Here is a 22,419-nt window from a genome sequence, read left to right as displayed (position 1 = left end):
CACCTACACCCCCTCCGCGCCGGCGTCGCGCGGCAGCGCGGCGAAGAACGCCTGCGCGTGCAGCGGCCGCCGCAAGTGTGAGCGGACGATCGACTGGATCGCGTCCCGCACGGCCCGCCGCACCGCCGCCGGGGCCATGGCCAGCGCCCCAGGATCGCCGCCCGCCTCGAGGTGCTGGATCGCCGTCAGCGCGCTGGAGGGCAGCCGCGGCGCCCCGCGCTCGTGCTCGGGGCACAGCACCCCGCCTCGCGGCCCGTCGAACGCCGCCGTCGCGTCGCCCGCGATCTCGGCCCCGCACACGCAGCAGCACGTCAGCGCCGGCGACAACCCCAGGCAGCGCAGCAGCGCCAGCTCGTACTGTCGCAGGTGCAGCGCCTGCGGCGCCCCGCCGATCACCTGCTCGAGCGCGAGGCACAGGGCCGCGAACAGCTCCGGATCGGGGTGGCGCGCGAGCACCAATTCATCGGTGAGCTCGCACAGATAGGCCACGTAAGCGAAGCGGGTCAGGTCGGCGCCGACCGGCGCGTGCGCGGCCGTCGCGTCGAAGCTCTCGAGCCGCAGCAGCGCCCCTCGCCCGCGAGCGATCGCCGCCACCCCGCGCATCCCCGGCGACAGCCCGCCGGCGAACCGCTTCTTCGAGTTACGGGCCCGCGCCGCCGCCGTCTCCAGCTTGCCTTGCTCCGGCGTCAGCACGATCGCGATCAGGTCCGCCTCGCCGAGCGGGCGCGTGCGGAGGATGACGGCGGGCGTGGGCTGGGACTGCATGACGCGGACGAAGGGTGAGTACCACGCCAATTAGCCTGTGATTCCGAGAAGCACCGTCGCCAGCCAGAAGTAGAACAGGAGCCCGAGGATGTCGACCGACGTGGTCACGAACGGCCCCGTCGCCACCGCCGGGTCGATGTTGAGCCGGTGCATGAGGAGAGGCACGCTCGTGCCGACCGCCGCGGCGATCATCATGCTGCCCATCATCCCGAGGGTGATCACCGCGCCGAGGTGGAACGGATCGTCGCTCGTCGTGCCCAGCAACGGCGCCGCCAGGGCGATGCCCGCGCCGTAGAGTGCGCCGAGCGCCGCGCCGAGCGCCACCTCGCGGAGCACCAGCCTGCCGAGCCGATTGGTCTCGACGTAGCCGACCGCGAGCCCGCGGACCACGATCGTCGAGCTCTGCGTCCCGACGTTGCCGCCCATCCCCGCGACCACCGGCATGAACAGCGCCAGCGCCGGCACGGCCTGGAGCGCCCCTTCGAAGCCCTGCAGCGACGCCGCCACCAGCAGTCCGCCGGCCGCCGCCGCCAGCAGCCACGGCATGCGGGCCCGGAAGCTCGCGCCGAAGCTGCGGGTGTCGAGCATCATCTCTCCGGCGCCGGCCATCTTCAGGATGTCCTCGGTCGCCTCCTCGCGGACGACGTCGAGGATGTCGTCGATGGTCACGACCCCGAGCAGCCGCCGCTGATCGTCGACCACCGGGATGGCCACCAGGTCGTAGCGACTCGCCAGCTCGGCGACTTTCTCCTGATCTGTCTCGGCCGTCACCGACACCATCTCGGTCGTCATCACCGCGTGGATCGGCATGTCCGGCTTGCTGCGCACCAGCTGACGCAGCCCGATCACCCCCACCAGGCGGTCGTGCTCGTCGACCACATAGAGGTAGTGGACGTGCTGCGGCAGATCGTCGGCCGTCTGCACCATCCGGGTCGCCTCGGCGATCGTGACGTCGTGGTGGATCGAGAAGACGTCCGGCGACATGATGCCGCCGGCGGTGTGCTCGCCGTAGGCCAGCAGCTCCTCGAGCGCGTGGGCGTCCTCGACGTCGTAGTGCGCCAGGATCTCGCGCAGCTTGGCCTCGTCGACGCGCCCCAGGATGTCGGCGGCGTCATCTTCCTGGAGGTTCCCCAGCAGGCCCGCCGCCTCTTCGGGCGCGCGCCGGCTGATCACCTCCGCCGCCACCTCGTAGCGCATCGCCGCCAGCACCTTCGGCCGTCGCTCCGCCGGCAGCGCCTGGAACACCAGGTCCTGCTCGTGCGGCTCGAAGTTGTCGAGGTACGACGCGACTTGCACCGCATCGAGCCGCGCGAGCGCCCGCGCCACCCGCCGCGGATCGCCGGCGTGGACCAGGCGCGCCAGATCGTTTTGGTTGAGCGCCGGCGTCATGCGGGCGCCACTATACGCGCCCACCGGCGGGCGGGCCGACATCCGGGCCCAAACCGCGAGCCCACGGGCCGCGGCCCCATTTCACCGCCGATCGCCGGAGTACGCGCGATCACCTGCGACTCACTTCACTCGCCGCGACCCTTCCTTACTTAAGGAAGCGATCGCGATCACGAGTGCGGCGGGGTCACCTGTCCGCCGGACAGCGCGAAGGCCGTCACCGCGATCACGGCGATCACCAGGCACACCGCGATCCACATCAGCGCGCGGCTCTGCGGGATCCGGTTGAGCGCGCGCAGCATGTCGAGCGACTGGGCGCCGACGCGATAAACCGCCTGCAACGCCGCGTTCGAGCTCTCCTCCGCAGCCGCCGCCGGCGCCGCGGCCAGCGCGGTGGGACGATTCGCGGACTCGGTGGCCGGCTTCGACTTCGCTCCCTCGGTGCGAGCCGGCTTGCGGGGGCCTGCCACCGCCTGCACCGGCGCAGCGTGCGTCTTGGCGGCCAGATACGCGGTGGGGCGCCGAGGCGCCCGCTGTGCACCGGCTTTCTGGGCCTGCAGATGATCGTGGAGCAACCCCGCGACGACCTCTGGATCCAGGCTCAACGAGCGCGCGCAACAGCGGAAGAACCCGCGGACGAACACCGGCCCGGGCAACGTGCTGAACTGATCCTCTTCGAGTGCTTCGAGGCTGGGGCGAGGGATCTTGGTCTCGAGCGCCAGCTGCTCGATGCTTATCCCCCGGCGCTGTCGCGCCTCCCGGATGTAACGGCCCGGCGACGGCGGTCCCTCATGCACCTCGGCGCCCTCGGTGGGTTGGGTGCTGACGATCCGGAGGCGGCCCGTGGGAACTCGCATGCGCGCACATTCTGAGATCAAGCCGCGTTCGGCGGCAACCCCCCGGGCAAGCATTTTCACACCGGGACCTACCTCCGTGCGATTTTCCGGCGCAAGGCTCGCCAGCGGCCGCAACAGGCGAATTCGTGCCTGTACGTCGCTGCCCCCGACAATTCCCGCAGCGATGCAGGGTGTTTTTCCCGTCTGCGACAGGCGATCTCGCCCTTGGCCTGCATCACCCCGGCAGCGAGCGGCCGACGCTGCCGCCAGCCCCTCGGCGACCTCTGCAAAACCCGCGTGATCGCCCTGCGGATGTGATCGGACTCTGCGCCGATTCACCCACGGGCCCACCGATGTGCTCGTGGTCTCGCCGTGACGCGGACGCACCGCCGTGCACTGGTCCCTACCGGCCCCCCTCGCTATGATCAGAACGTGGATAACGTAGCCCTGTTTGCGCTTGTGCACGGCAATCCGGACGGTCGTGGCGTCGAGGCGAGCTGGTTGACCCGGGTGCTGTCGCGCTGCTGCGAGGGCCACGGTTTCGCCGCCGAGGACGGCGCCGCCGTCGACCCGACGCTCGTCCGGGCGTGGAGCGTCGGCGGCGTCCAGGGCAGCGAGACCCTCGTGCAGTCGCGGCCGGTCGTCCGCGAGCTGCGGGCCGACTTCATCGCCGACTTCCTGCGCGCGCCGAGCCAGACCACCCTCGCCGCCCACGCCGTCGCGCCTTCGGGACATGGCTCCGAGGACATCCCCGTCCCGCGGCTCGGCCTGGCCCGCTTCCAGCGCTGGCTCGGCGTACGGGCCGAGAGCGTCCTGGCCGCCGAGGACCGCGACGACGCCGTGCGCGAGCGCCTCAAGGCGACGATGCCCGACTTCTTGACCCGCGCCCTCAGCCACTCCGGCGACCGCGAGCTGGCCGTGTTCGGCTTTTTGGCCGCCCTCCACGCCAACGGCGACCTCAACAAACCCTACGTCGGCCCGCCGCAGATCCGCCGGGCCCTCGCCAGCCTCGACGAGCTGCTCGGTCGGCCCGCGCGCCTCAACCTGCTGGTCTGCGACGGCCGCACGCTCGGCGTGATCCACCGCGGCGGCCGGCTCCTCCTCGTCGACGCCCCCATCCCGAGCGGCTCGCGCCGGGCCTTCGCTCACGGCCCGGAGCAGCGGGTCCAGGCCTCGCTGGTGATCCACGACGACGGCCCGGCGGAGCTACCGCCCGCCTGCGACGGCGCCGAGATCCGCCGCCTGCCCGAGGGGATCTTCACCCTCAGCGCCCGCCAGCTGGGCCAGATCGAGCGCGAATAAGCCGCTTTGGAGACTGCGTCGGACGCCGCCTGTATAAGGAGCGTCCGCATGGCGGTTCATATCCTCCATCACGGCTGGTGCTTCGACGGCGCCGCGTCGGCCGCCCTGTTCGCCGCCTTCGACCGCCAGCGCCACGGCCCCCGCGCCTGCCGCTACATCCCCAAGGACCACCGCCCCGGCGACCCCTACGACCCGGCCGACTTCGACGCCGACGACGTCGCCAGCGTCGACTTCCGCTACAGCCAGCACCCGCGGCTCGCCTGGTACTTCGACCACCACGCCAGCGCCTTCCAGCTGCCCGGTGACCGCGAACATTTCCTCGCCGACACCAGCGGCCAGAAGTTCCACGACCCGACCGCCGGCAGCTGCGCCGGCTACATCGCCCGGCTCGTGCGCGAGCGGTTCGCCTGCGACCTCTCGGCCCACGAGGAGCTGATCCGCTGGGCCGAGATCATCGACTCCGCCGCGTTCCCCGACCCGCGCATGCCGGTCGAGCTCACCGAACCGGCGCTGCTGCTGATGACCTTCGTCGAGAGCAACCACGACCTCGAGCTCGGCGAGCGCTTCATCCGCGACCTCCTGGGCCACCCGCTGCCCGTCCTGGCCGCGGCCGACTACGTCCAGCGGCTCCTCCGGCCCCGCCTCGAGCAGAACCGCCACGACATCCGGCTGATCGCCGAGGCCTCCGTGCTCGACGGCGACGTCCTTCATTACAGCCTCATCGACCAGCCCGTCCGCGCCTACAACAAGTTCATCCCCTACTATCACCACCCACGCGTCCGCTACGTCGTCGCCCTCACCCGCGGCCCCGACCGCCGGATCAAGCTGACCGCCGGCTACAATCCCTGGCTCCCGCGCGACGCTCGCGAGCACAGCATGGCCGCCCTGCTCGAGCCCTACGGCGGCGGCGGACACCCGTACGTCGCCGGTTGCACCTTCCCCGCCGACGACGAGGACCGCGCCGTCGCCGTCCAGCGCGCCATCGCCGCCGTGCTCCGCGGAAACCACGCCGCCCGGGCCTCCGCCGCCGTGTCTCCCGCTTGAGCGGCCGTCGCCGTGCGACTCTGATATCTCGTCGTCTCCGTGAGCGACCCTGACCGACCTGCCCTTGCGGCCATCCTCGTCCAGCTGCGCGGCCGCGTCGACGCCCACTTCGCCGCCGCCCAGGCGCGCACCCCGGCCGCCTTCGCCTGCCGTTCGGGCTGCGACACCTGCTGCCACCAGCGCTTCGGCGTCTTCGCCGCCGAGGCCGAGCCGATCCGCCGCGCCCTCGCCGACCTGGCCCTCCGGACACCTGTCCTTCGCGCCAGAATTCGAAAGCAAGCCGACGACCCGGCCCACCAGCACCACTGCGCCCTCCTCGTCGACGGCGCCTGCGCTGTCTACGGCGAGCGGCCGCTGATCTGTCGCTCGCACGGCCTGCCGATCGCCGTCGCCGACCCTGCCCCGCGCGTCGATCACTGTCCCCTGAACTTCACCTCGGGGCCCCCGCCACGCGAGAGCGTGCTGCGCCTCGACGCCGTCAATCAGCCGCTCGCCGTGCTCGCCACGCTGTGGGACCGCGCCGACGGCGAGGGAGATCGTCCCCCTGCCCGCATCGCCCTCGCCGACCTCGCGCGCGAGCCCGATCCGGCGGAAACACCGTAATCCGCGCGGCTTCGGGCTCTCGGCGGCGCCGCCGCCTCGGTCAAACGCGCGACTCCGCGCACAGCCTCGCCACGAATCGTACGCATGCCCGCACATTTTCATTGACGCGCCGCCGGGGGGGCAGTAAAAGCAACACCTCGCTGCGGGGTGGAGCAGCCAGGTAGCTCGCCGGGCTCATAACCCGGAGGTCATGGGTTCAAATCCCGTCCCCGCTACTCAAAGAAGGGCCCGTTCGCAAGAACGGGCCCTTCGTCTTTTTCGCCGTCCGGACGGCGGGATTGGGCCACACTCGACGGGCCGTGGCGCTCGAGTTCCTCACCGCGGGGCGGCTCATCGTCCTCGACGTCGCCGACGTGGCGGGCGTCGACGGCCAGGAGCCCACGCTGCTCGACGCCGTCCGGGCGGCCAAGCTGCCGATCGGTCAGAGCTGCCGCGGCGAGGGCGTGTGTCGCTCTTGCGCCGTCGACATCGAGATCGGGCTCGCGTCGCTCCCGCAGCCGAGCGCCCTCGAGGCGCGGTTCGGCTTCACGGGTGCGCGTCGCCTCGCCTGTCAGGTCGCGCTGCCGGCGGCCCGGGAGCAGGTTCGGCTCCATCACCCCGCCTGGGGCCGTCCGGCCGCGTCATCCGTGGACTCAACTTCTCCGGCGTCCCCCGGACCTGGTGGGCCTGCGGATGATAGGCTAGAGCCCTGAAACGTGGCCAACGCCGGGGGAACGGGCAGCGCATGGCAGCGGGAGGCCGATCTCCTCGCTGACGGGCGCGTACGCCTGGAACGGCTGTGCAACGCGGCCCGCTTCCGCCACCTCTTCCCGGGCGGCCCGAGCCTCGCGCTCCTGCTCGACGCCTATCAGGACCTGCAGCGCCAGCGGCTCGTCGGGCGGATCGCCCCCGACGACCTGCGCGGGGCGCGCCGCTACTTGCGCAAGCAGCTGAAGCGACGGGTCCGCGAGGAGGCCATCGAGCGCTCCTTGCGGCTCGCCTACCGGATCCCCGTCGCCCGGCCGCGGCCCCTCCTCGCCAGGTTGCCGCCGATCGTCGAGAAGGCGCTCGAGGCCGTCGACGACGACGTCGAGCCGCGGGTCCGCGATCACGTCCTCGGGCGCGTCACCGGCGACATCCCCGGGCCCGACGTCGACCCGCGGCTGCATCACGGCTTCGGCCAGCTGCGCGAGGCCCTCGTCTTCCAGGCCCTCTCGCACCCCGACGAGATCGGCGCGCTGCACCCCCAGCTCGTCCGCTTCGCCGGCACGCCGCAGCCGACCCGGCGCCAGCACCCCTTCCTCCGCTTCCTCTTCGTCAAGCTGCCGATCTCGTTCGTCCTCGGCTTCCTCGGCCTCTTCACCGTCGCTTACGTCGTCGCCTACTTCTTCGTCAACGACGCCACGCTCGGCCGGATCCTCACCGTCGTCATCGACAAGCAGGTCAACGGCCGACTCGAGCTCGGCAGCGTCCACTGGCGGCCCGACCTCATCATCGATCTGATCACCGGCCAGCCGCACCACGCCACCGTCACGGGCATCAAGCTGTGGCGCGGCTACATGAGGCAGGACATGGTCGAGCCGGACACCGTCATCGCCGAGTGCGACGGTCCGGTCGAGGCCGAGCTGATCCTCCACGAGATCATCCCGTGGAACCGCTTCCTCGTGCCGGCCGTGCTCGAGGTCCCGTGGGTGCTGCACTTCACGGACATCTGGACCGACGCGCCGATGCGCCTCGACGTGTCCGAGATCAAGACCCACTACGCCGACGGCACCGAGGCCTGGGTCGTCGACCTCGTCGAGGCCTTCGGGCCGGGCCCCGGCCCGTATCCGGTGCTCAGCACGCGCGCGCTCAGCATCCGCATCGATCACACCGACCTCCGGAGCCTCGCGCTCGACCTCGACTTCCGCGGCCAGACCGGCTGGCAGACCCAGCTCGCGCTGCAGGACGTCGGCGCCGTGCTCGTGTTCGAGGGCCTCCACCCCAAGAAGCCGCCGCCGCTCAAGAAGCCGCTGCAGTTCGACCTCAACGCCCTCGCCACCACCGGCGTCGCGCGGATCACCGCGCTGGGATACGAGCTGCCGATCAAGGACCTCAAGCTCGACGAGTTCGCGTCCGGCGGCGACGGCCCGCTCGGCGACATCCGGATCCGCGCCGCCGGCGAGATCGGCGGCTCGCACGGCATCCTGCGCGGGTGGTTGCGCGACATCTTCACCACCGGCAAGCGCACCGTCGACGTCACCGCTTTGTTCGCCGACGCCGGTCCGATCGGTCGCCTCATCACCCGCGTCCACGGCCTCGCCGACCCGATGATCGACGCCTTCGGGGCCCCGGCGCAGCTGGCCTTCCGCGGCCCCTTCGACGACATCCGGATCGGCCTCGCCGCCTCCGGCGTCGACCTCGACTTCTTCACCGACCCGAGCGTCGACTGGGCGATCAAGGACGCCGCGATCGACGCCACCCTCGCCCGCGATCCGGTCCCCGACACCTGGGCCAACTACATCCCGGCCGGCGAGGAGCGGTGGATCCTCGACATCGCCCGCTTCGAAGGACATGTCCTCGGGGGCAGGTTCCACCTGCGCGAGCACGAGGCCCGCAACCACCTCGTCCTCGGCACCGGCCCCGAGCGGCGCATGCTCCTGACCGCGCAGACCGAGCTGCAGGGGATCGACCCCGGCGAGCTCGTGGCCGCCGGCGGCACCCGGGCCATGCTCGCCGGCACCGCCTCGGGCAAGCTCGACGTCCGCGAGTTCGCGCTCGACCTCGGCGCGCCGGCGCCGACCACCAGCGAAGAGGATCAAGCTGTCCCTTCGACCACCCCGGCCGACGTCACCTACGCCCTCGCGCCCGCCGCTCCGCCGGCCAAGTCCGGGGGCAAGACGCGGCCGAAGGCCCGGGGCGAGGGCGCCGAGCCGGTCGCCGACGCCCTCGCCGCCGCGGCGGAGGGCGTCCCGCCGGCCGAGGAGAGCTCGCCGCTCGACCGCATCGTGCTCGAGATCGGCGGCCTCAAGATCGAGCGGCGGCGCGGCAACGACGGCCTCCCGCGGCGGCTCCGCGTCGACGGCGGCGTCGTCCTCGACCGCGACGACGGGCTCGACCTCGCCGACCTGCTCGTCACCGTCGACGGCGCCACCCTGCGCGTCGACGGCGGCCTCGACAAGACCTTCGCCACCCTCAAGCCGACCGACATCAAGCTCAAGATCACCGACGGCGCCAGCTTCTTCGCCAGCATCGGTCAGAGCCCCTTCGTCGAGCGGCTGTCGGCCGGCCTCACCGTCTACGGCCCGGTCGGGCGCCCGAGCGGCCGCAACGGCTCGCTGCAGCTGTCGGACGTCGGCCAGGGTCAGTTCGCGGTGCAGAACATCCGCGACGTCTCGCTCGGCCTGCACGACGGCGTGCTCAGCCTGCGCAGCCAGCGGGCCACCGTGCTCGGCGGCGCCGGGGCGCTCGACGTCGACGTCGGCCTGTTCGACGGCAAGGGCATCAGCAGCGACCCCACATTGCGCGCCACCATCGACCTCACCGGCGTCGAGCTCGACCGGCTCGGCGGCGACAGCGTCGGCGGCCGCGGCGACGTCCGGCTCGAGATCGGCGACGACGCCAAGCGGCCCGTCCCCCTGTCGAAGTTCCAGGCCCGCGGCGCCCTGTCCATCCCCGAGCTCAAGGTCGCCCACGGCCAGCTGCGCGACACCGAGACCCGCTTCAGCCTCACCCGCGACGGCGTCACCATCGACGAGTTCATCGCCCGCCAGCACCGGCGCCCGAGCCCGTACTCCGCGCCCGAGCTGTCGGTCCCGGTCGGCGACCTGCGCGGTCACGGCTCGGTCAGCTTCGACAGCGACCCCCAGCTCGACCTGCAGATCACCGGCCGCGGCCTGCCGGTCAGCGCCTTCACGGCGATCGCCGGCTTCGGCGACCTGCCCGCGGGCGCGCAGATCGACAAGGGCACCGACCTCAAGATCACCGGCACCCTCACGCGCCCGAGCGTGCACGGCACCGTCGCGCTGACCGCCATCAACGCCATCGGCATCCCGCTCGGCTCCGGCGAGCTCCAGCTCGACAGCAACGACCGGCTCGCCGGCGACGGCCTGGCCGCGCGGCGCGAGATCGTCATCAAGGGCCGCTTCGGCGACGACGGCGGCCGCCGGCGCCGCGCCCCCTACGAGTGGGACGTCGACGCCATCGTCGCCATCGGCGAGAAGCCGCGCGGCAGCAAGGCCGCGCCGCCGTACGCCGCCGACCTCGCGGTCCGCTTCGCCAACCTCCCCCTGCGCAACCTCCTCGGCGCCGCCGGCCTCGAGCCCGGCGACGGCCTGCACGGCCAGGCCGAGGGCCTGACCATGAGCGCAAGGACATGTCCTCCGGGACAGCCGATGATCACCTCGTGCCTGTGGCGCGACGACCAGGGCAGCCGCGACCTCGAGATCCTCGTCGAGCTCGACCGCCTGTGGGCCGCGGGCAAGGCCCCGAGCTCCGGCGTCCCCGCCGGCAGCAACCAGCCCGGCGACCCGTGCCGCGACTCCGACTCGCTGTGCAGCGCCAACCGCCTGGTCGCCACCCTCGCCGGCTCGCGCCTCAGCCTGCGCGACGGCTGGGAGCTGCGCTCCGGCGGCACCGCGACCGGCAAGACCCTCACCGTCTCCGGCGACGTCGAGCTCTCGGCCTCGCCGAACGCCCCCGCCCCCGAGAAGCCCGAGAAGCCCGAGAAGCCCGAGAAGTCGGCGAAGGCCGCGGTCGCCGACAGGAGCGAGAAGTCGGACAAGCCCGCCCGCGACTGCCGCGAGCCGCTCGGCGTCGCCCGCACCCCGCCGGCCACCGGCGGCAGCGCCCGCCTGGCCGGTGAGCTCGACCTCGCCGGCCTCCACCCCTTCCTCGCCGGCACCAGCGTCAGCGGCCTCGCCGGCAAGATCGGCCTCGACGTCCAGCTCGACGGTCACATCGGCGACCCGATCATCAGCGGCAGCTTCAGCGTCCCCGACCCGCGCCAGCCCATCACCGCCAAGGCCGCCGGCACCACCTTCGCCGTGCCCAAGCTGTCGCTCCAGTGGGCCCAGGACGCGCTGCTCGCCAGCGGCGAGCTGACCGTGCGCGGCCAGACCCTGCAGTTCGGCGACCTCAACGATCACCGGACCTTCTACGTGCTCGGGGGCGACTGCGGCGGCAGCTTCTCCGCCGCCGCGCGCGGCCGCCTCGACGGCCGCCTGTTCCGCGAGTTCCTGCCCGACACCTTCGCGCAGAGCTCCGGCGGGCTCGAGATCGCCGACCTCCACGCCGAGGGCCGCGTCGGCGAAAGCGTCGACCTCCGGACCTTGCGCGCCAAGGTCCAGCCCGCGCCGGGCGGCCTCGGCGTCGAGCTGGCCGGCCTCGGCATCGACAAGATCGACCTCGAGCGCGGCGTGATCGAGGTCCAGCGCTGCAGCGACACCGACCCCTGCCCCGCCAAGCAGGACGGCTTCGCCGTGTTCGTCGGCGGCCGCAACGCCTCGATCGACGACCTCGAGCCGCCCGACGGCTCCGCATACGCGCGGGTCGGCGACAACGGCCGCCTCTCGCTGTGGGGCAGCGTCGTGCTCGCGCCCGACTTCTCGCGCCTCGAGAGCAGCAGCATGCGCGTCGACCTCGACGACGTGCAGTACCGCATGTTCGACAACTCCGGCCGGCCCCAGCTGTACGCCGCGATCTCGGGCAAGGGCATCGTGCTCGAGGGCCGCGACGTCCAGGCCCTGCGCGGCGACATCCAGATCGCGCGCGGCCGCTGGGTGCGCGACGCGCAGCAGGGGGTCAAGGTGTTATCCTTCGCCGATCCGACCTCCGCGCCGTCCGCCCCGCCGCCCGAGATCTTGCGCGACATGAACCTCGACCTCCGGCTCCGCACGACCTCGCCCTTCCGGGTCGACAACAACATCATGAAGGGCGTCGAGGGTCAGGTCTCGATCGCGCTCGGCGGCACGATCGCCGACCTCGAGATGTCGGGCAAGGTCGACGTCACCGCCGGCGTCCTCGACATCGCCATCCTCAACGGCGCCTACGACATCCAGTACGGCAAGGTCCTGCTCGAGAGCAACCTGTCCTCGAGCACCGTCAACGTCAGCGCCCAGCGGCAGGAGCCGGTCTACCTCGACAACCAGCCGCGGCAGATGATCCTCCGCCTCGGCGGCACCCTCGACGCCATCACCTTCCGCTGCATCGTCGTCGGCGACACGCGGACGCGCAGCCGGACCCAGCGCGAGTGCGTCGACTACGCCATCCTCGGCAGCGGCAACCGCGAGGTCGCCGACGCCAACGTGCGCCGCTACGGCTCGGGCGGCCTGCTCGGGCGCCCGCTCGGCCTGGTCGGCAACCTCACCGAGATCAACCTCAACCGCTACGTCGAGAAGTCGGTCCCGCGGCTCGCCCCCTACCTGCCGCAGATCGGCGCCCAGCTCGGCCAGCTCGGCGTCGAGGTCAACGCCGAGACCCCGCGCCCGTGGTTCCGCACCGACTGGGGCAACATGACCATCGGCGCCGGCTACACCCGCGGCTACCCCGGCCTCCTGCTGCGGAACAGCTACAACTGGCGCGTCCGCTTCCGCCTCCTCGACGCCGCCAGCCTCGAGTTCCGCGACAACCGCCGCTCCTACTTCAACGAGCGCATCATCTTCGACCCCCTCCGCCAGCGTTCGCTCGAGCTGCGCCTTGAATACCAGCTTCCCAGCCTGCGCTGAGCGCCGCGCCCCGCGCCGCCTCGCCCTCGCCCTCGCCCTCGCCGCGCTGTGGCCGGCGCGCGTCGACGCCCTCGCACCTGCCCCGAAAGCCAGTAACTCCGCGCCAGGTCCCATCGACCCTGCCCCCAAGGGCAGTCTCTTCGGGACAGGTACCGAAGAACCTGCTCCCGAGGACATCCAGGACGAACCCGCCGAGCCCGCCGAGCCCGCCGCCCCGGCCGGCATCGACGACGTGCCGGCGAAGGAGGCCGAGCCGGAGCCGCCGCCGGCCGAGGACAGCGGGCTGGCGGCGCCGACCACCACCGACGAGGTCCCGGTCGGCACCGCGCCGCCGATCAGCACCTCCACCGGCGACACCTGCGCCCGCTTCGACGGCGCCGCCGACCCGCTGGTCCTCATCGACAACGCGATCGACAACCTGCGCGACGCCGGCGGCTTCACCGTCGGCCCGCGCGAGCGCGAGACCAGCATCCGCGGCACGATCTGCGCCGTGCGGCTGACGGGCAAGGACCACGCCCTGCTCTACTACCAGCTCGAGCACACCGCCGACGAGGGCGGCTACCTCATCGTCCTCGAGCCCAAGGGCGCCGACGAGGTCGAGCTGACCGTGCGGACCGTGCTCGAGGGCGAGGACCGCGGCGTCGTGTTCGGCGGCGTCGAGCGCGTGCGCGTCGTCGGCGAGTTCCTCAGCGGCGACGACGGCGTCCGCCTGCGCAAGATCCTCGACCTCGGCCGCGGCACCTACCTGCTCCCGGCCGCCATCAGCGCCCAGCTGCAGCAGCTAGGCTACCGCGCCCAGTTCGAGCCCGAGGGCGCCGGTCAGCTGACGATCCGCGTCGACCCCGGCCAGAGCATCCGCCGCGTGCGGATCCGCGGCCACCTGCCGCTGTCCAAGACGGAGGTCCAGCGCGAGCTCAGCATCAACTCGCGCCCGGGCGCGCTGGCCCGCGGCCGCTGCATGGGGCCCCGGCAGCTGCGGCGGGCCGAGGTCCACCCCTCGCCGTGCGAGCCCGGCGACGCCGCCTGCATGCAGTGGGAGCGCGACGAGACCGAGCGCCTGCGCCGCTACCTCTACGACAAGGGCTACCTGCGCGGCCGCGCCTCGCTGTCGCTGGCCTGCGGGCGCGCGCGCGACGAGGTCGACCTCTACGTCTACCTCGACAAGGGCCCGGCCTTCCGCGTCCCGCTGCGGCAGATGGAGATCGTCGGCAACATGCCCGAGGCCGACAAGCGGTGGATCCGGCGCGCCTTCTGGCCGCGCGTCAAGGCGACCCCGTTCCCGGCGCGGATCACCCGCGAGCGCATCGACGACAGCAAGGATCGGACCGAGCGCCAGTACGCCGAGCCGCGCGACAGCCTGGTGCGCCAGACCGCCGTCTCGCAGCTGACCCTCCCGTACCCGCAGATCCAGATCGACACCAGCTTCGACGACCTCAAGCCCGAGGACATCCCGAAGACCGGCAGGCTGCCGCTCAAGGTCACCGTCGACCTCGGCCGCGGCGTCAAGACCTCGTTCATCGGCAACCGCAGCTACACCGACCAGCGCCTGCGCAGCGAGCTGCAGCTGTTCTCCCGCCGCGAGGCCCCGAGCGCCCAGACGGCCCTGCGCGAGGCCGCCAACCTGCGCTCCTTCTACCAGACCAAGGGCTTCCTGCTCGCCGAGGTCAAGGGCCGCTACGACGAGTTCGGCAGCACCGCTCCCGGCTCGTTGACCTTCCAGGTCAAGGAGGGCCCGGTCGTGCGCATGAAGAAGCTCGACCTCCGCGTCGGCCGCGGCGTGCCCCGCGGCGTGCGCGAGCGGATCGAGCGCGAGTTCGCCGACGAGCGCGTCCTGCGGGCCCCCGGCACCTTCACCGAGGCCGGCGTCGTCGACCACCTCTCGGCCCTGCTCGCCCGGTTCGCCGACGCCGGCTACCTGTGCGCCACCGGCAGCGTGCGCGTCGCTTTCTGGCCCGACGGCCTCGACAAGAAGGGCCAGTACGCCGAGGTCGACGTCGACACCATCCTGCGCCGCGACCCCTGGCCCGCGTGGGCCACCCGCGACCTCGACGCCGACGGCCTCGCCTCGCTGCTCAAGCTCCAGCGCGCCGAGCTGTACGTGCGCGTCACCGTCGAGCCGGGCCCGCGGGTGTTCACCTCGCGCCAGCCCGAGGTCGTCCGCTACCTCGAGACCATGATCCCCGGCGACCGCGAGGTCGAGGGCCTGCCGCACAACGACCGCGGCGAGTGGGGCGCGACCCGCATGCTCCGCGGCACCGCCCTGCGCCGCAAGGGCGACGACCGCCCCGGCAACATCCCGCTCACCATCTCGCTCGACCGCGACGCCGAGCAGGGCATCATCGACAACTACCGCAACGACGGCTTCCCCGTCGCCGACGCCGAGCTGCACTGGCTGTACACCGACCCGCGCACGAAGGAGGTCAAACCTGTCCCGAACGCCAGGCGCCTCGTCGACCCCGAGATCGGCCTGTGCCAGGCCCACCCGAGCGGCACCGCCGTCGAGGTCGGGACCCAGATCAGCGTCTACGAGGGCCGGCCCGGCGTGTTCGGCGACACCGTCATCCGCGGCAACTTCAAGACCCACGGGTGGATCTTGCGGCGCCAGTTCGCCCACAAGGCCGGCGGCGTCTACTCGCGCGCTCGCGCCGACGAGTCGCGCGCCAACGTCGACGGCCTCGACGTCGCCGAGAGCACCGAGCTCACCGCCTACCCGACCGGCTGCGACCTCGACGACGACCCCGCCGAGCGCTGCACCGTCCACCAGGTGCTCGAGATGCGCGAGTCGAAGGACGTCTCGGTCAAGCTGCAGGGCGGCGTCGGCCTCGCCACCCTCGACCCGTTCTACGTGTTCCTCCACCCCGAGTTCCCCAACGTGTTCGGCACCGCGTGGGACTTCGACGTCCTCGGCCACTACGGCTTCGACACCAAGCGCTTCTCCTCCAACGTCCCGTTCCTCGGCGACTGCGCGGGCCAGAGCTGCTACGAGCGCAGCGTCCGCGGCCGCCTGGCGCGCCCGCGGATCTTCGCCACCCCGCTCACGCTCGAGATCAACGGCCAGTACCAGTACCGCGTCACCCCGGCGCGCGGCCCGATCGAGCTCGCCGTCGGCAACATCACCCTCAGCTACAGCCGCAGCCGCGAGCTCCAGCTCTACGTCGGCTACCTGATCCAGAAGAGCAACATCTCGCAGGACGTCGCCAAGCCGGCGTTCACCCCCATGACCGACCTCGGCATCCCCGAGGTCGTCAACCGCCGCGACGCCATCGTCTCCGACCGCACCGGCGCGCTCACGGCCGGCTTCACCTACAACAACACCGAGAACCCCTCGAACCCCGAGAAGGGCATCATCATCCAGGGCGACCTCCGCTTCGCCTCGCCCTACTTCGGCGGCCAGGACTGGTTCCTCCGCGCCGACCTGGCGTACCAGCAGTTCATCCCGATCCCGCGCACCAACAACCGCCTCAGCTTCCGCTACGCCCTGCGCTACGGCCACGCCATCCCGCTGCCCGGCCTGCGCGGCCTGCGAGGCGAGCGCGGGGCCGACGGCGTGCCGGAGATCTGGCGCTACTGGGGCGGCGGCACCTCCGACCTCGGTCTGCGCGGCATCTTCCCCGAGACCATGCTCGTCGACATCGAGGAGATCGACACCGGCGACGGCTTCAAGCGCCTCCACTATACCGCCCAGGGCGGCCACATCCGCGCCCTCGCCAGCATCGCCCTCCAGGTCACCTCCCTCACCGACTTCCTCGGCGGCAAGATCCACCACTCGCTGTTCTTCGACTTCGGCATCCTGGCCCAGAAGTGGTCGCAGGTGCAGTTCGCCCGCGACTTCCGCCGCAGCGTCGGCATCAACTTCATCAAGTGGGACATCAAGCTGGTCACCCTCGCGCTCGGCTACGCGATCCTCCTGCCCAACTCGATCGCCCCCGGCAACGTCAAGCCGATCGACGACCGCAACGGCCGCTTCATCTTCGACGTCGGCATCACCTTCTGACCTTGAAGACATGTCCTCCGCGCCAGCCATCCGCGCTCCCCGTGGCTCCTGACCCATGCGACATGTTCTTCGAGACATCAGCCTCGCGCTGATCGCCGCCGCCGCATGCCACCGGCACCCCGCGCCGCTCGCGGTGGTCGAGCCGGCCTACGCGGCCGAGCACGCCCGCTGGCACGCCGAGCGGATCGCGGCCTTGCGGGCCCCCCAGGGCTGGCTCGCGCTGGCCGGGCTCTACTGGCTGCAGGACGGCGACTACCGCCTCGGCGCCGATCCGGCCGCCGACATCGTCTTCCCCGAGGGCGCCCCGCCGGCGGTCGGCACCCTCACCCTCGCCGACCGGCAGGTGCGCCTGCGCGTCGCCGCCAGCGTCGACGCCCGCGTGCGCGGCCAGCCGGTCACCGACCTCGTGCTGCGCTCCGACCTCGACGCGGCCCAGCCGGCCGACCGCGTCGAGCTCGGCGATCGCTTCACCTTCCTGATCATCGCCCGCGGCGCTCGCCTCGGCCTGCGGCTCTACGACAGCGCCTCCGAGGAGCGGCGCGAGTTCGCCGGCATCGCCACCTTCGCCCTCGATCCGGCCTGGGTGATCCGCGCCCGCTTCGAGCCGCTCGCGACCCCGCGGACCATCGAGCACCCGACCGTCCTCGGCACCGTGCAGCCCGCCGAGGTCCCCGGCGTCGCCGTCTTCACGATCGCCGGTCGCGAGCACCGCCTGACCCCGATCCTCGAGCACGCCCCCGACGGCGACGCGCTGCTGTTCGTCTTCAGCGACCGGACCAGCGGCCACGAGACCTATCACGGCGGCCGCTTCCTCCTCGCCGAGCCGCCGCAGGGCGACGAGGTCGTGCTCGACTTCAACCGCGCGCACAACCCTCCCTGCGCCTTCACGGCCTTCGCCACCTGCCCTGTCCCGCTGGCCGAGAACCGCCTGCCACTGGCGATCCACGCCGGCGAGAAGGCCCCGTAGCGGCGCGACGGATCGGCCCGTCGCCGGCCATGCACGGAGCCTGCGCGCCGTCCGGCTCGCGGTCCGGAGCGGACGTGCCCCGCTCTCGATCGCCGGAGCAGCGCCGTGGACGGGCCATCGGCGCCCGGACTCGCTACCCTTGGCACATGCCTCGCCTTGAACTCGCCCTACCCATGCTGGCCGCGCTGGCCGTCGCGTGCGCCGACGACAGCACGGCCATGACGACCGCCGACACCACCACGTCCACGGCCACCGACGCCGGCACCGACAGCAACACGCCCTCACCGACCACCACCGCGCCCGACCCGACCGCGAGCACGATCACCACCGCGACCGCCACCGACGGCACCACCACCGTGCCGGGCACCGCGAGCGACACCGCCACGGTCACCAGCGATCCGACCGTCAGCTCCGATCCGTCGGCGACCGAGCCGAGCACCACCGAGCCGGCCACCACCGACACCTCCGACACCACGACCGGCAGCGGCGTCTGCGGCGTCGCGGGCGAGACGGTCGCGGCCGAGCTGGTGCACGTGGGCAAGCCGGCCGCGTGCGGCCCGCTCGAGTTCACCGGCACCCGGATCAGCGACCAGAAGGGCCCGGTCTGGCAGCTCGACGGCTGCGCCTGCGGCGACAACTGCCTCGTCCCCGATCCCTGGACGCTGAACGTCCAGGCGCCCGCCCCCTGGCTGCCGCTGCTGCCCGCCTGCCCGCGGATCGTCGTCGACCGCGCCGAGGGCTTCGGCGGCTGTCAGTTCGTCGCCATCTCGGTGTGGGACCTCGCCGCGCCCGGCGAACCGGCCGTCTACCACGCCGGCCACGGCCTCACCCCGACCCAGGCCGGCAGCGCCGAGCTCACGATCACCCCGCAGAGCATCGACACCTGCGACTGCATGGGTTGCTGCCAGCCGGCCGAGCTGTGGGACCTGCAGTTCAGCCTCGCCGGCGCCGACGTCACCCTGTCCGAGGGCGAGAGCGCCGCGCTCGGCCAGCGCAACGCCATCAACTTCGAGTCGCACCACAGCGGCCTGTGCGACGCCCCGCTCGACGCCCACTGGGCGATCCGCAAGCCGGCCTGAACCACCCGCTGCGCCGGCGCGTCGATTCATCTGACTCTTGAGACATGTCCCGAAGTCTCGCCGCGCGGTGGACAGCCGGCCGCGCGCGCGCCTATCCTCGCGCCATGATCCGTCCGCTCGCCCTCGCCGTCGTCCTCCTCGCGCCCCTCGCCGTCGCCGTCCCGGGCGCCCTCGCGGACGAGGTCGAGCCGGCGTGGGCCACCACGCCGACCACCACGGACACCTCGGGCAGCGGAACCACGGCCGACGCGAGCACCGCCGACGCCACCGGCACCACCGGCGACAGCGACGCCACCGGCGACACCGCTACGATGCCGCCGGTCTACGAGGCGTGCGGCTGCGCCAGCGCGGGCGAGGCCGGCGGCTGGGCCGCCCTCGCCCTGCTCTTCACATCGGGATCACGGTGCCGACGCCGGCGCCCCACCACGTGATGTTCTTGTCCTCGATCGGCGTGACGACCTTCGTCACCGGGTCGATGCGGACCATGTACCCGCCCGACTCGAACGCGAGGATCAGCCCCTCCCAGCCGGCCAGGCCGTAGACCGCCGGGTACGCGGGGAGCGTCGCCAGCTCGCTCATCACCGCGCCGGTGGCCGGGTCGACCTCGACGATCACCGTCCCGCCGACGCCCACCTTGTTGACCGCGCCGAAGGTGCCGACGCCCTCGATCGAGAACGCGTCGCCGGCCGACGAGTAGCCGTTGCCGTACTGGCCGATCTGCTGGATGTTGAACATCCCGTTCTGCAGGATCAGGCGGTACCACTGGCCCGAGTTGGCGATGCCGACCAGCGCGTCCTTGTTCGGGTCGAGGATGCCCTTCGGGATCATCGTCAGGCCGTTGAAGCTCTGCGGCAGCGTGCCGAGGTAGTACGTCTGCGCCGTCTGCGGGTTGACCACGTAGCCGCAGCCGAACGTGACCGCGTACAGCACCCCGTAGCGGTCGATCGCCACGTCCGTGACCGAGTGGTCGCAGCCGTCGGCGGGGAACTTGAAGTTGCTGACCATCGTCACCGCGTACGGGTCGTTGACGTCGACCGTGTACAGGTTGCCGGACGAGTGGGCGTAGATCTTGAACGGCGTCGTCACCCCGGGCAGGCCGCCGTCGTTGGCGAACGGGTCGTCGGCGTTGGGGATCCCGTCGTTGTCGAGGTCCTCGTCGCAGACGTCGCCGACGCCGTCGCCGTCGCCGTCCTTCTGGTCCTGGTTCGGCACCAGCGGGCAGTTGTCCATGTCGTCGGGGATCGTGTCGTTGTCGTCGTCCTCGTCGCACGCGTCGCCCATGCCGTCGCCGTCGGCGTCCTCCTGCCCCGCGTTGGCGTCGGCCGGGCAGTTGTCGCCGTCGTCGGGCACGTTGTCGTCGTCGTCGTCGTCGTCGTCGACCGGCTCGGTCGACGTCGACATGGTGTCGTCGGTCGTCGCGCCCGTCGTGCTCGTATCCTCGGTGTCGCTCGCGGTCGCGTCGGTCGTAGTCTGCGGCCCGGCCGTGCTCGTCGTGACGCCGTCGTCGGTGTCGACGCCCTGCGTCGCCACGGTGGTGCTCGTATCGCTGTCGCCGGTGGTGGGCGCCGCCGTCCCGACGGTGGCCGAGGAGGTCGGCGAGTCGACCGTCGTCGTGATCGGCGCGCCGGTCGAATCGATGGTGCTGTTGTTGCCGTCGGTGAAGCCGTCGGTCGAGCCGCCCGTGCCGCTCGCGGCCGTCGAACAGCCTGCCAGCACGAGCGCGATCGAACATGCACCAAAGGACACGTGACGAAAGCCAGGAGACACGGACATGGGGGCCACCGTATCCGATCGCCTGCGGGAGAACCACTGTCGCCGCGCGCGACGGACGTGAAGACCTCCGCGCGGACCGAGGCCGGGTGGATCGACGCGGCGCCTGCCCGCGCTCGCGGAGCGCCGGCGCCCGGGCCGGCGGCGGCGCGCGTGGGACATGTCCCGAAGGGCATGTCGTGGATCGCCGCGTCGAGCCGCGCCTCTGCGACCCTCGAGAACATCGTCCCGGCTCGATCCCGCGTCGACGCGTCGTCGAGCGTCGGTGGTTCGCCGAGTCTCCCGGAGACGACACCCGACGTCGGCTGGCGCCCGCGCGCGGCGTCACGCGGGCAGGCGCCGCGTGCTCAGCCCGCGGTGCAGCAGGCCGGGTGGCCCTCGGTGCCGCACAGCGGATCGTCGAGCACGTCGACGCACAGGCCGCAGCACTTCGGGTGGCCCTCGGTGCCGCACAGCGGATCGACCTCGAGCGGCACGCAGCCCTTGCAGTCCCAGCGCCAGTGATCGACGACCGTCACCGTCGCCTTGCTGCTGTCGCCCATGTCCATGATGGCGAACGCGAACGTGAACGTCTCGCCGGGGACCACCTGGGCCTGGATCGTGACCCAGCCGGTGGTGCCGTGGCCCTCGAAGCCGGTGCCCGCCAGCTCGGGCGCGTCCTCGACGTAGCCGGCGTTCGCCATCGCCTCCGCCAGCGACGTCACCGTGAACGGCTGGCCGTCGAAGAACGTCACGTTGCCGGTGTACGCCTCGCTCGTCGACCAGCCGATGAACATGTCGTTGAACGGGTCGTCGACGAACTCGGGGTACTCCGACGAGAAGAACACCGCGTCGAACAGGAAGCCGTCGACCCCCGGCGGGACCTGGACCGCGAACGAGCCGAACAGCACGTCGTTGGGGTCGCCCTGGCCGAGCGCCCAGTTGGGCGCGATGCTGTCCGAGCAGTCGTTCTGGCCGTCGCAGCCCTCGAACGGCGTACCGCCCTGACCGCCGTCCGATCCGACCAGGGGGCTCATCGGCGCCGGCAGCTCGTTCGGCAGGTCGGGGTTGAAGTTGTTGTCGTTGTCGTACTGCGACTGATCCTCGAGCAGCACCCCGTCGGGTTGGAGGTTGGCGACGCGACCTGTGCTCAAGACCAGGAACTTCTCGCCCTCGCGCGGGCGGAACAGCAGCTCGCCGGGCGTGTTCGGGTCCTCGGCGCTGCCGAACCCGCGCGCCGCTCGCCACGCGATCGGCTGCGACATGAACACCTGGTCGGCGATCGGGATGGTGTTCTCCGGGGCCCCGGCGCAGCCGACCCCGATCGCGTGGAACGGGTCGGTGTCGTCGCCGCCGTCGCACACCAGCAGGATGCCCGGCGCGCCGCACTCCTCCGTCCCCGTCGTGCCCGTCGTCTCGTCCGTCGTCGCCGTCGACGTCGTCGTCTCGCCGCTCGAGGTGCTCGTCGTCGAGGTGCCTTCGGTCGGCGTCACCGGCTCGGTGGTCGTCGGCGTGGTCGTGGTGCTCGTCGAGCTCGACGTCGTCGACGCGCTCGTCGTCGTCGGCTCGTCCGTGGTCGGCGTCGTCGTCGAGCCGTCGCTCGCGGAGCTCGTCGACGTCTGTCCGAACCCGCTCGTCGCTTGCTTGCCGTCGTCGCCGCAGGCCCCTGTCATGCTGGCTGCGAACGACACGGCGACGAAGCGAGCGAGCGATTGTGTCAAGCGCATCGGCCAATCTTCGCGAATTCACCGCGACTCGCCCAGCCCTGCATTGCTGCGCGGCGCGGTGCGCGAGTGTCGCGAGCGGCGATGGATCGCTCGCGCGCGCTCATGTCTGTCCTCGCTGTCACGCTCGCGATCGGTTGCGGTGACTCCGCCGGTGGTGCGCGCCCGTGACGCGACGACGACCGCCATCAGCCAAGATCCGAGCGATGTGCCGTGCGAGCAGCTGACCCCCCTTTTTCGGCACCACCGAACCCGGCGATCCCACCGCGACGGCACCACGCAGAGCC

14 protein-coding genes and 1 tRNA gene are annotated in these 22,419 nt (G+C 72.0%); 10 read left to right on the top strand and 5 right to left on the bottom strand.

Annotated elements, in window-relative coordinates; translation table 11 throughout:
- Positions 1 to 3: 3 nt before the first annotated feature.
- From recO to K7C98_RS20400, 3 genes are all read right to left on the bottom strand, one after another.
- Positions 4 to 765, bottom strand: coding sequence for a DNA repair protein RecO (recO, locus tag K7C98_RS20410; RefSeq protein ID WP_224193372.1), 762 nt, complete (start codon positions 763 to 765; stop codon positions 4 to 6).
- 30 nt (positions 766 to 795) lie between these two features.
- Positions 796 to 2,154 carry a magnesium transporter gene (mgtE, locus tag K7C98_RS20405; RefSeq protein ID WP_224193371.1) on the bottom strand — a complete coding sequence of 453 codons (1,359 nt, stop codon included), beginning with the start codon at positions 2,152 to 2,154 and terminating at the stop codon, positions 796 to 798.
- A 167-nt stretch (positions 2,155 to 2,321) separates the two neighbouring features.
- Positions 2,322 to 3,062 carry a helix-turn-helix domain-containing protein gene (locus K7C98_RS20400; RefSeq protein ID WP_224193606.1) on the bottom strand — a complete coding sequence of 247 codons (741 nt, stop codon included), beginning with the start codon at positions 3,060 to 3,062 and terminating at the stop codon, positions 2,322 to 2,324.
- 357 nt (positions 3,063 to 3,419) lie between these two features.
- On the opposite strand from K7C98_RS20400, the gene K7C98_RS20395 reads away from it, so the two are divergent.
- From K7C98_RS20395 to K7C98_RS20350, 10 genes are all read left to right on the top strand, one after another.
- On the top strand, positions 3,420 to 4,289 hold the full coding sequence (locus tag K7C98_RS20395; protein WP_224193370.1) for a hypothetical protein: 870 nt from the start codon (positions 3,420 to 3,422) through the stop codon (positions 4,287 to 4,289).
- Between the two features lie 48 nt (positions 4,290 to 4,337).
- Positions 4,338 to 5,333: a hypothetical protein gene (locus K7C98_RS20390; protein ID WP_224193369.1), complete on the top strand. Its 996-nt coding sequence runs from the start codon at positions 4,338 to 4,340 to the stop codon at positions 5,331 to 5,333.
- Between the two features lie 39 nt (positions 5,334 to 5,372).
- The gene (locus K7C98_RS20385; RefSeq protein ID WP_224193368.1) at positions 5,373 to 5,936 is read left to right on the top strand and encodes a YkgJ family cysteine cluster protein; all 564 of its coding nucleotides are present in this window, start codon (positions 5,373 to 5,375) and stop codon (positions 5,934 to 5,936) included.
- Between the two features lie 141 nt (positions 5,937 to 6,077).
- A tRNA-Met gene (locus K7C98_RS20380) sits at positions 6,078 to 6,151 on the top strand.
- A gap of 84 nt (positions 6,152 to 6,235) precedes the next feature.
- Positions 6,236 to 6,628, top strand: a complete 393-nt coding sequence (locus K7C98_RS45515) for a 2Fe-2S iron-sulfur cluster binding domain-containing protein (protein WP_431312837.1) — start codon at positions 6,236 to 6,238, stop codon at positions 6,626 to 6,628.
- 3 nt (positions 6,629 to 6,631) lie between these two features.
- Positions 6,632 to 12,619 (top strand): hypothetical protein, encoded by a 5,988-nt coding sequence (locus tag K7C98_RS20370; RefSeq protein ID WP_224193367.1) that lies wholly within the window; start codon positions 6,632 to 6,634, stop codon positions 12,617 to 12,619.
- The gene (locus K7C98_RS20365; protein ID WP_224193366.1) at positions 12,591 to 16,613 is read left to right on the top strand and encodes a BamA/TamA family outer membrane protein; all 4,023 of its coding nucleotides are present in this window, start codon (positions 12,591 to 12,593) and stop codon (positions 16,611 to 16,613) included. The genes K7C98_RS20370 and K7C98_RS20365 overlap by 29 nt, the downstream gene beginning before the upstream one ends.
- 55 nt (positions 16,614 to 16,668) lie before the next feature.
- Positions 16,669 to 17,580: a DUF1684 domain-containing protein gene (locus K7C98_RS20360; protein ID WP_224193365.1), complete on the top strand. Its 912-nt coding sequence runs from the start codon at positions 16,669 to 16,671 to the stop codon at positions 17,578 to 17,580.
- A 146-nt stretch (positions 17,581 to 17,726) separates the two neighbouring features.
- Entirely contained in the window at positions 17,727 to 18,659 is a 933-nt protein-coding gene (locus tag K7C98_RS20355) for a hypothetical protein (RefSeq protein WP_224193364.1), read from the top strand.
- Positions 18,660 to 18,763: 104 nt separating this feature from the next.
- On the top strand, positions 18,764 to 19,090 hold the full coding sequence (locus tag K7C98_RS20350; protein WP_224193363.1) for a hypothetical protein: 327 nt from the start codon (positions 18,764 to 18,766) through the stop codon (positions 19,088 to 19,090).
- On the opposite strand, the gene K7C98_RS44910 is transcribed toward K7C98_RS20350, so the two are convergent.
- Positions 19,047 to 20,432, bottom strand: a complete 1,386-nt coding sequence (locus tag K7C98_RS44910; protein ID WP_224193362.1) for a thrombospondin type 3 repeat-containing protein — start codon at positions 20,430 to 20,432, stop codon at positions 19,047 to 19,049. The genes K7C98_RS20350 and K7C98_RS44910 overlap by 44 nt on opposite strands.
- A 344-nt stretch (positions 20,433 to 20,776) precedes the next feature.
- Entirely contained in the window at positions 20,777 to 22,135 is a 1,359-nt protein-coding gene (locus tag K7C98_RS20340) for a choice-of-anchor L domain-containing protein (RefSeq protein ID WP_224193361.1), read from the bottom strand.
- Positions 22,136 to 22,419: the final 284 nt, after the last annotated feature.

The sequence above is a fragment of the Nannocystis pusilla genome, assembly GCF_020073745.1.
GTDB lineage: Bacteria > Myxococcota_A > Polyangia > Nannocystales > Nannocystaceae > Nannocystis > Nannocystis radixulma.
The sequence above is the reverse complement of the archived record's forward strand: the minus strand, read 5'-3'. Positions and strand labels throughout refer to the sequence as shown.

Excerpts from the sequence above, each read along its gene's own strand:
- recO (WP_224193372.1), bottom strand. The coding sequence starts at position 765 with ATGCAGTCCCAGCCCACGCCCGCCGTCATCCTCCGCACGCGCCCGCTC.
- mgtE (WP_224193371.1), bottom strand. The coding sequence starts at position 2,154 with ATGACGCCGGCGCTCAACCAAAACGATCTGGCGCGCCTGGTCCACGCC.
- K7C98_RS20400 (WP_224193606.1), bottom strand. The coding sequence starts at position 3,062 with ATGCTTGCCCGGGGGGTTGCCGCCGAACGCGGCTTGATCTCAGAATGT.
- K7C98_RS20390 (WP_224193369.1), top strand. The coding sequence starts at position 4,338 with ATGGCGGTTCATATCCTCCATCACGGCTGGTGCTTCGACGGCGCCGCG.
- K7C98_RS20360 (WP_224193365.1), top strand. The coding sequence starts at position 16,669 with ATGCGACATGTTCTTCGAGACATCAGCCTCGCGCTGATCGCCGCCGCC.
- K7C98_RS20355 (WP_224193364.1), top strand. The coding sequence starts at position 17,727 with ATGCCTCGCCTTGAACTCGCCCTACCCATGCTGGCCGCGCTGGCCGTC.
- K7C98_RS20350 (WP_224193363.1), top strand. The coding sequence starts at position 18,764 with ATGATCCGTCCGCTCGCCCTCGCCGTCGTCCTCCTCGCGCCCCTCGCC.
- K7C98_RS44910 (WP_224193362.1), bottom strand. The coding sequence starts at position 20,432 with ATGTCCGTGTCTCCTGGCTTTCGTCACGTGTCCTTTGGTGCATGTTCG.
- K7C98_RS20340 (WP_224193361.1), bottom strand. The coding sequence starts at position 22,135 with ATGCGCTTGACACAATCGCTCGCTCGCTTCGTCGCCGTGTCGTTCGCA.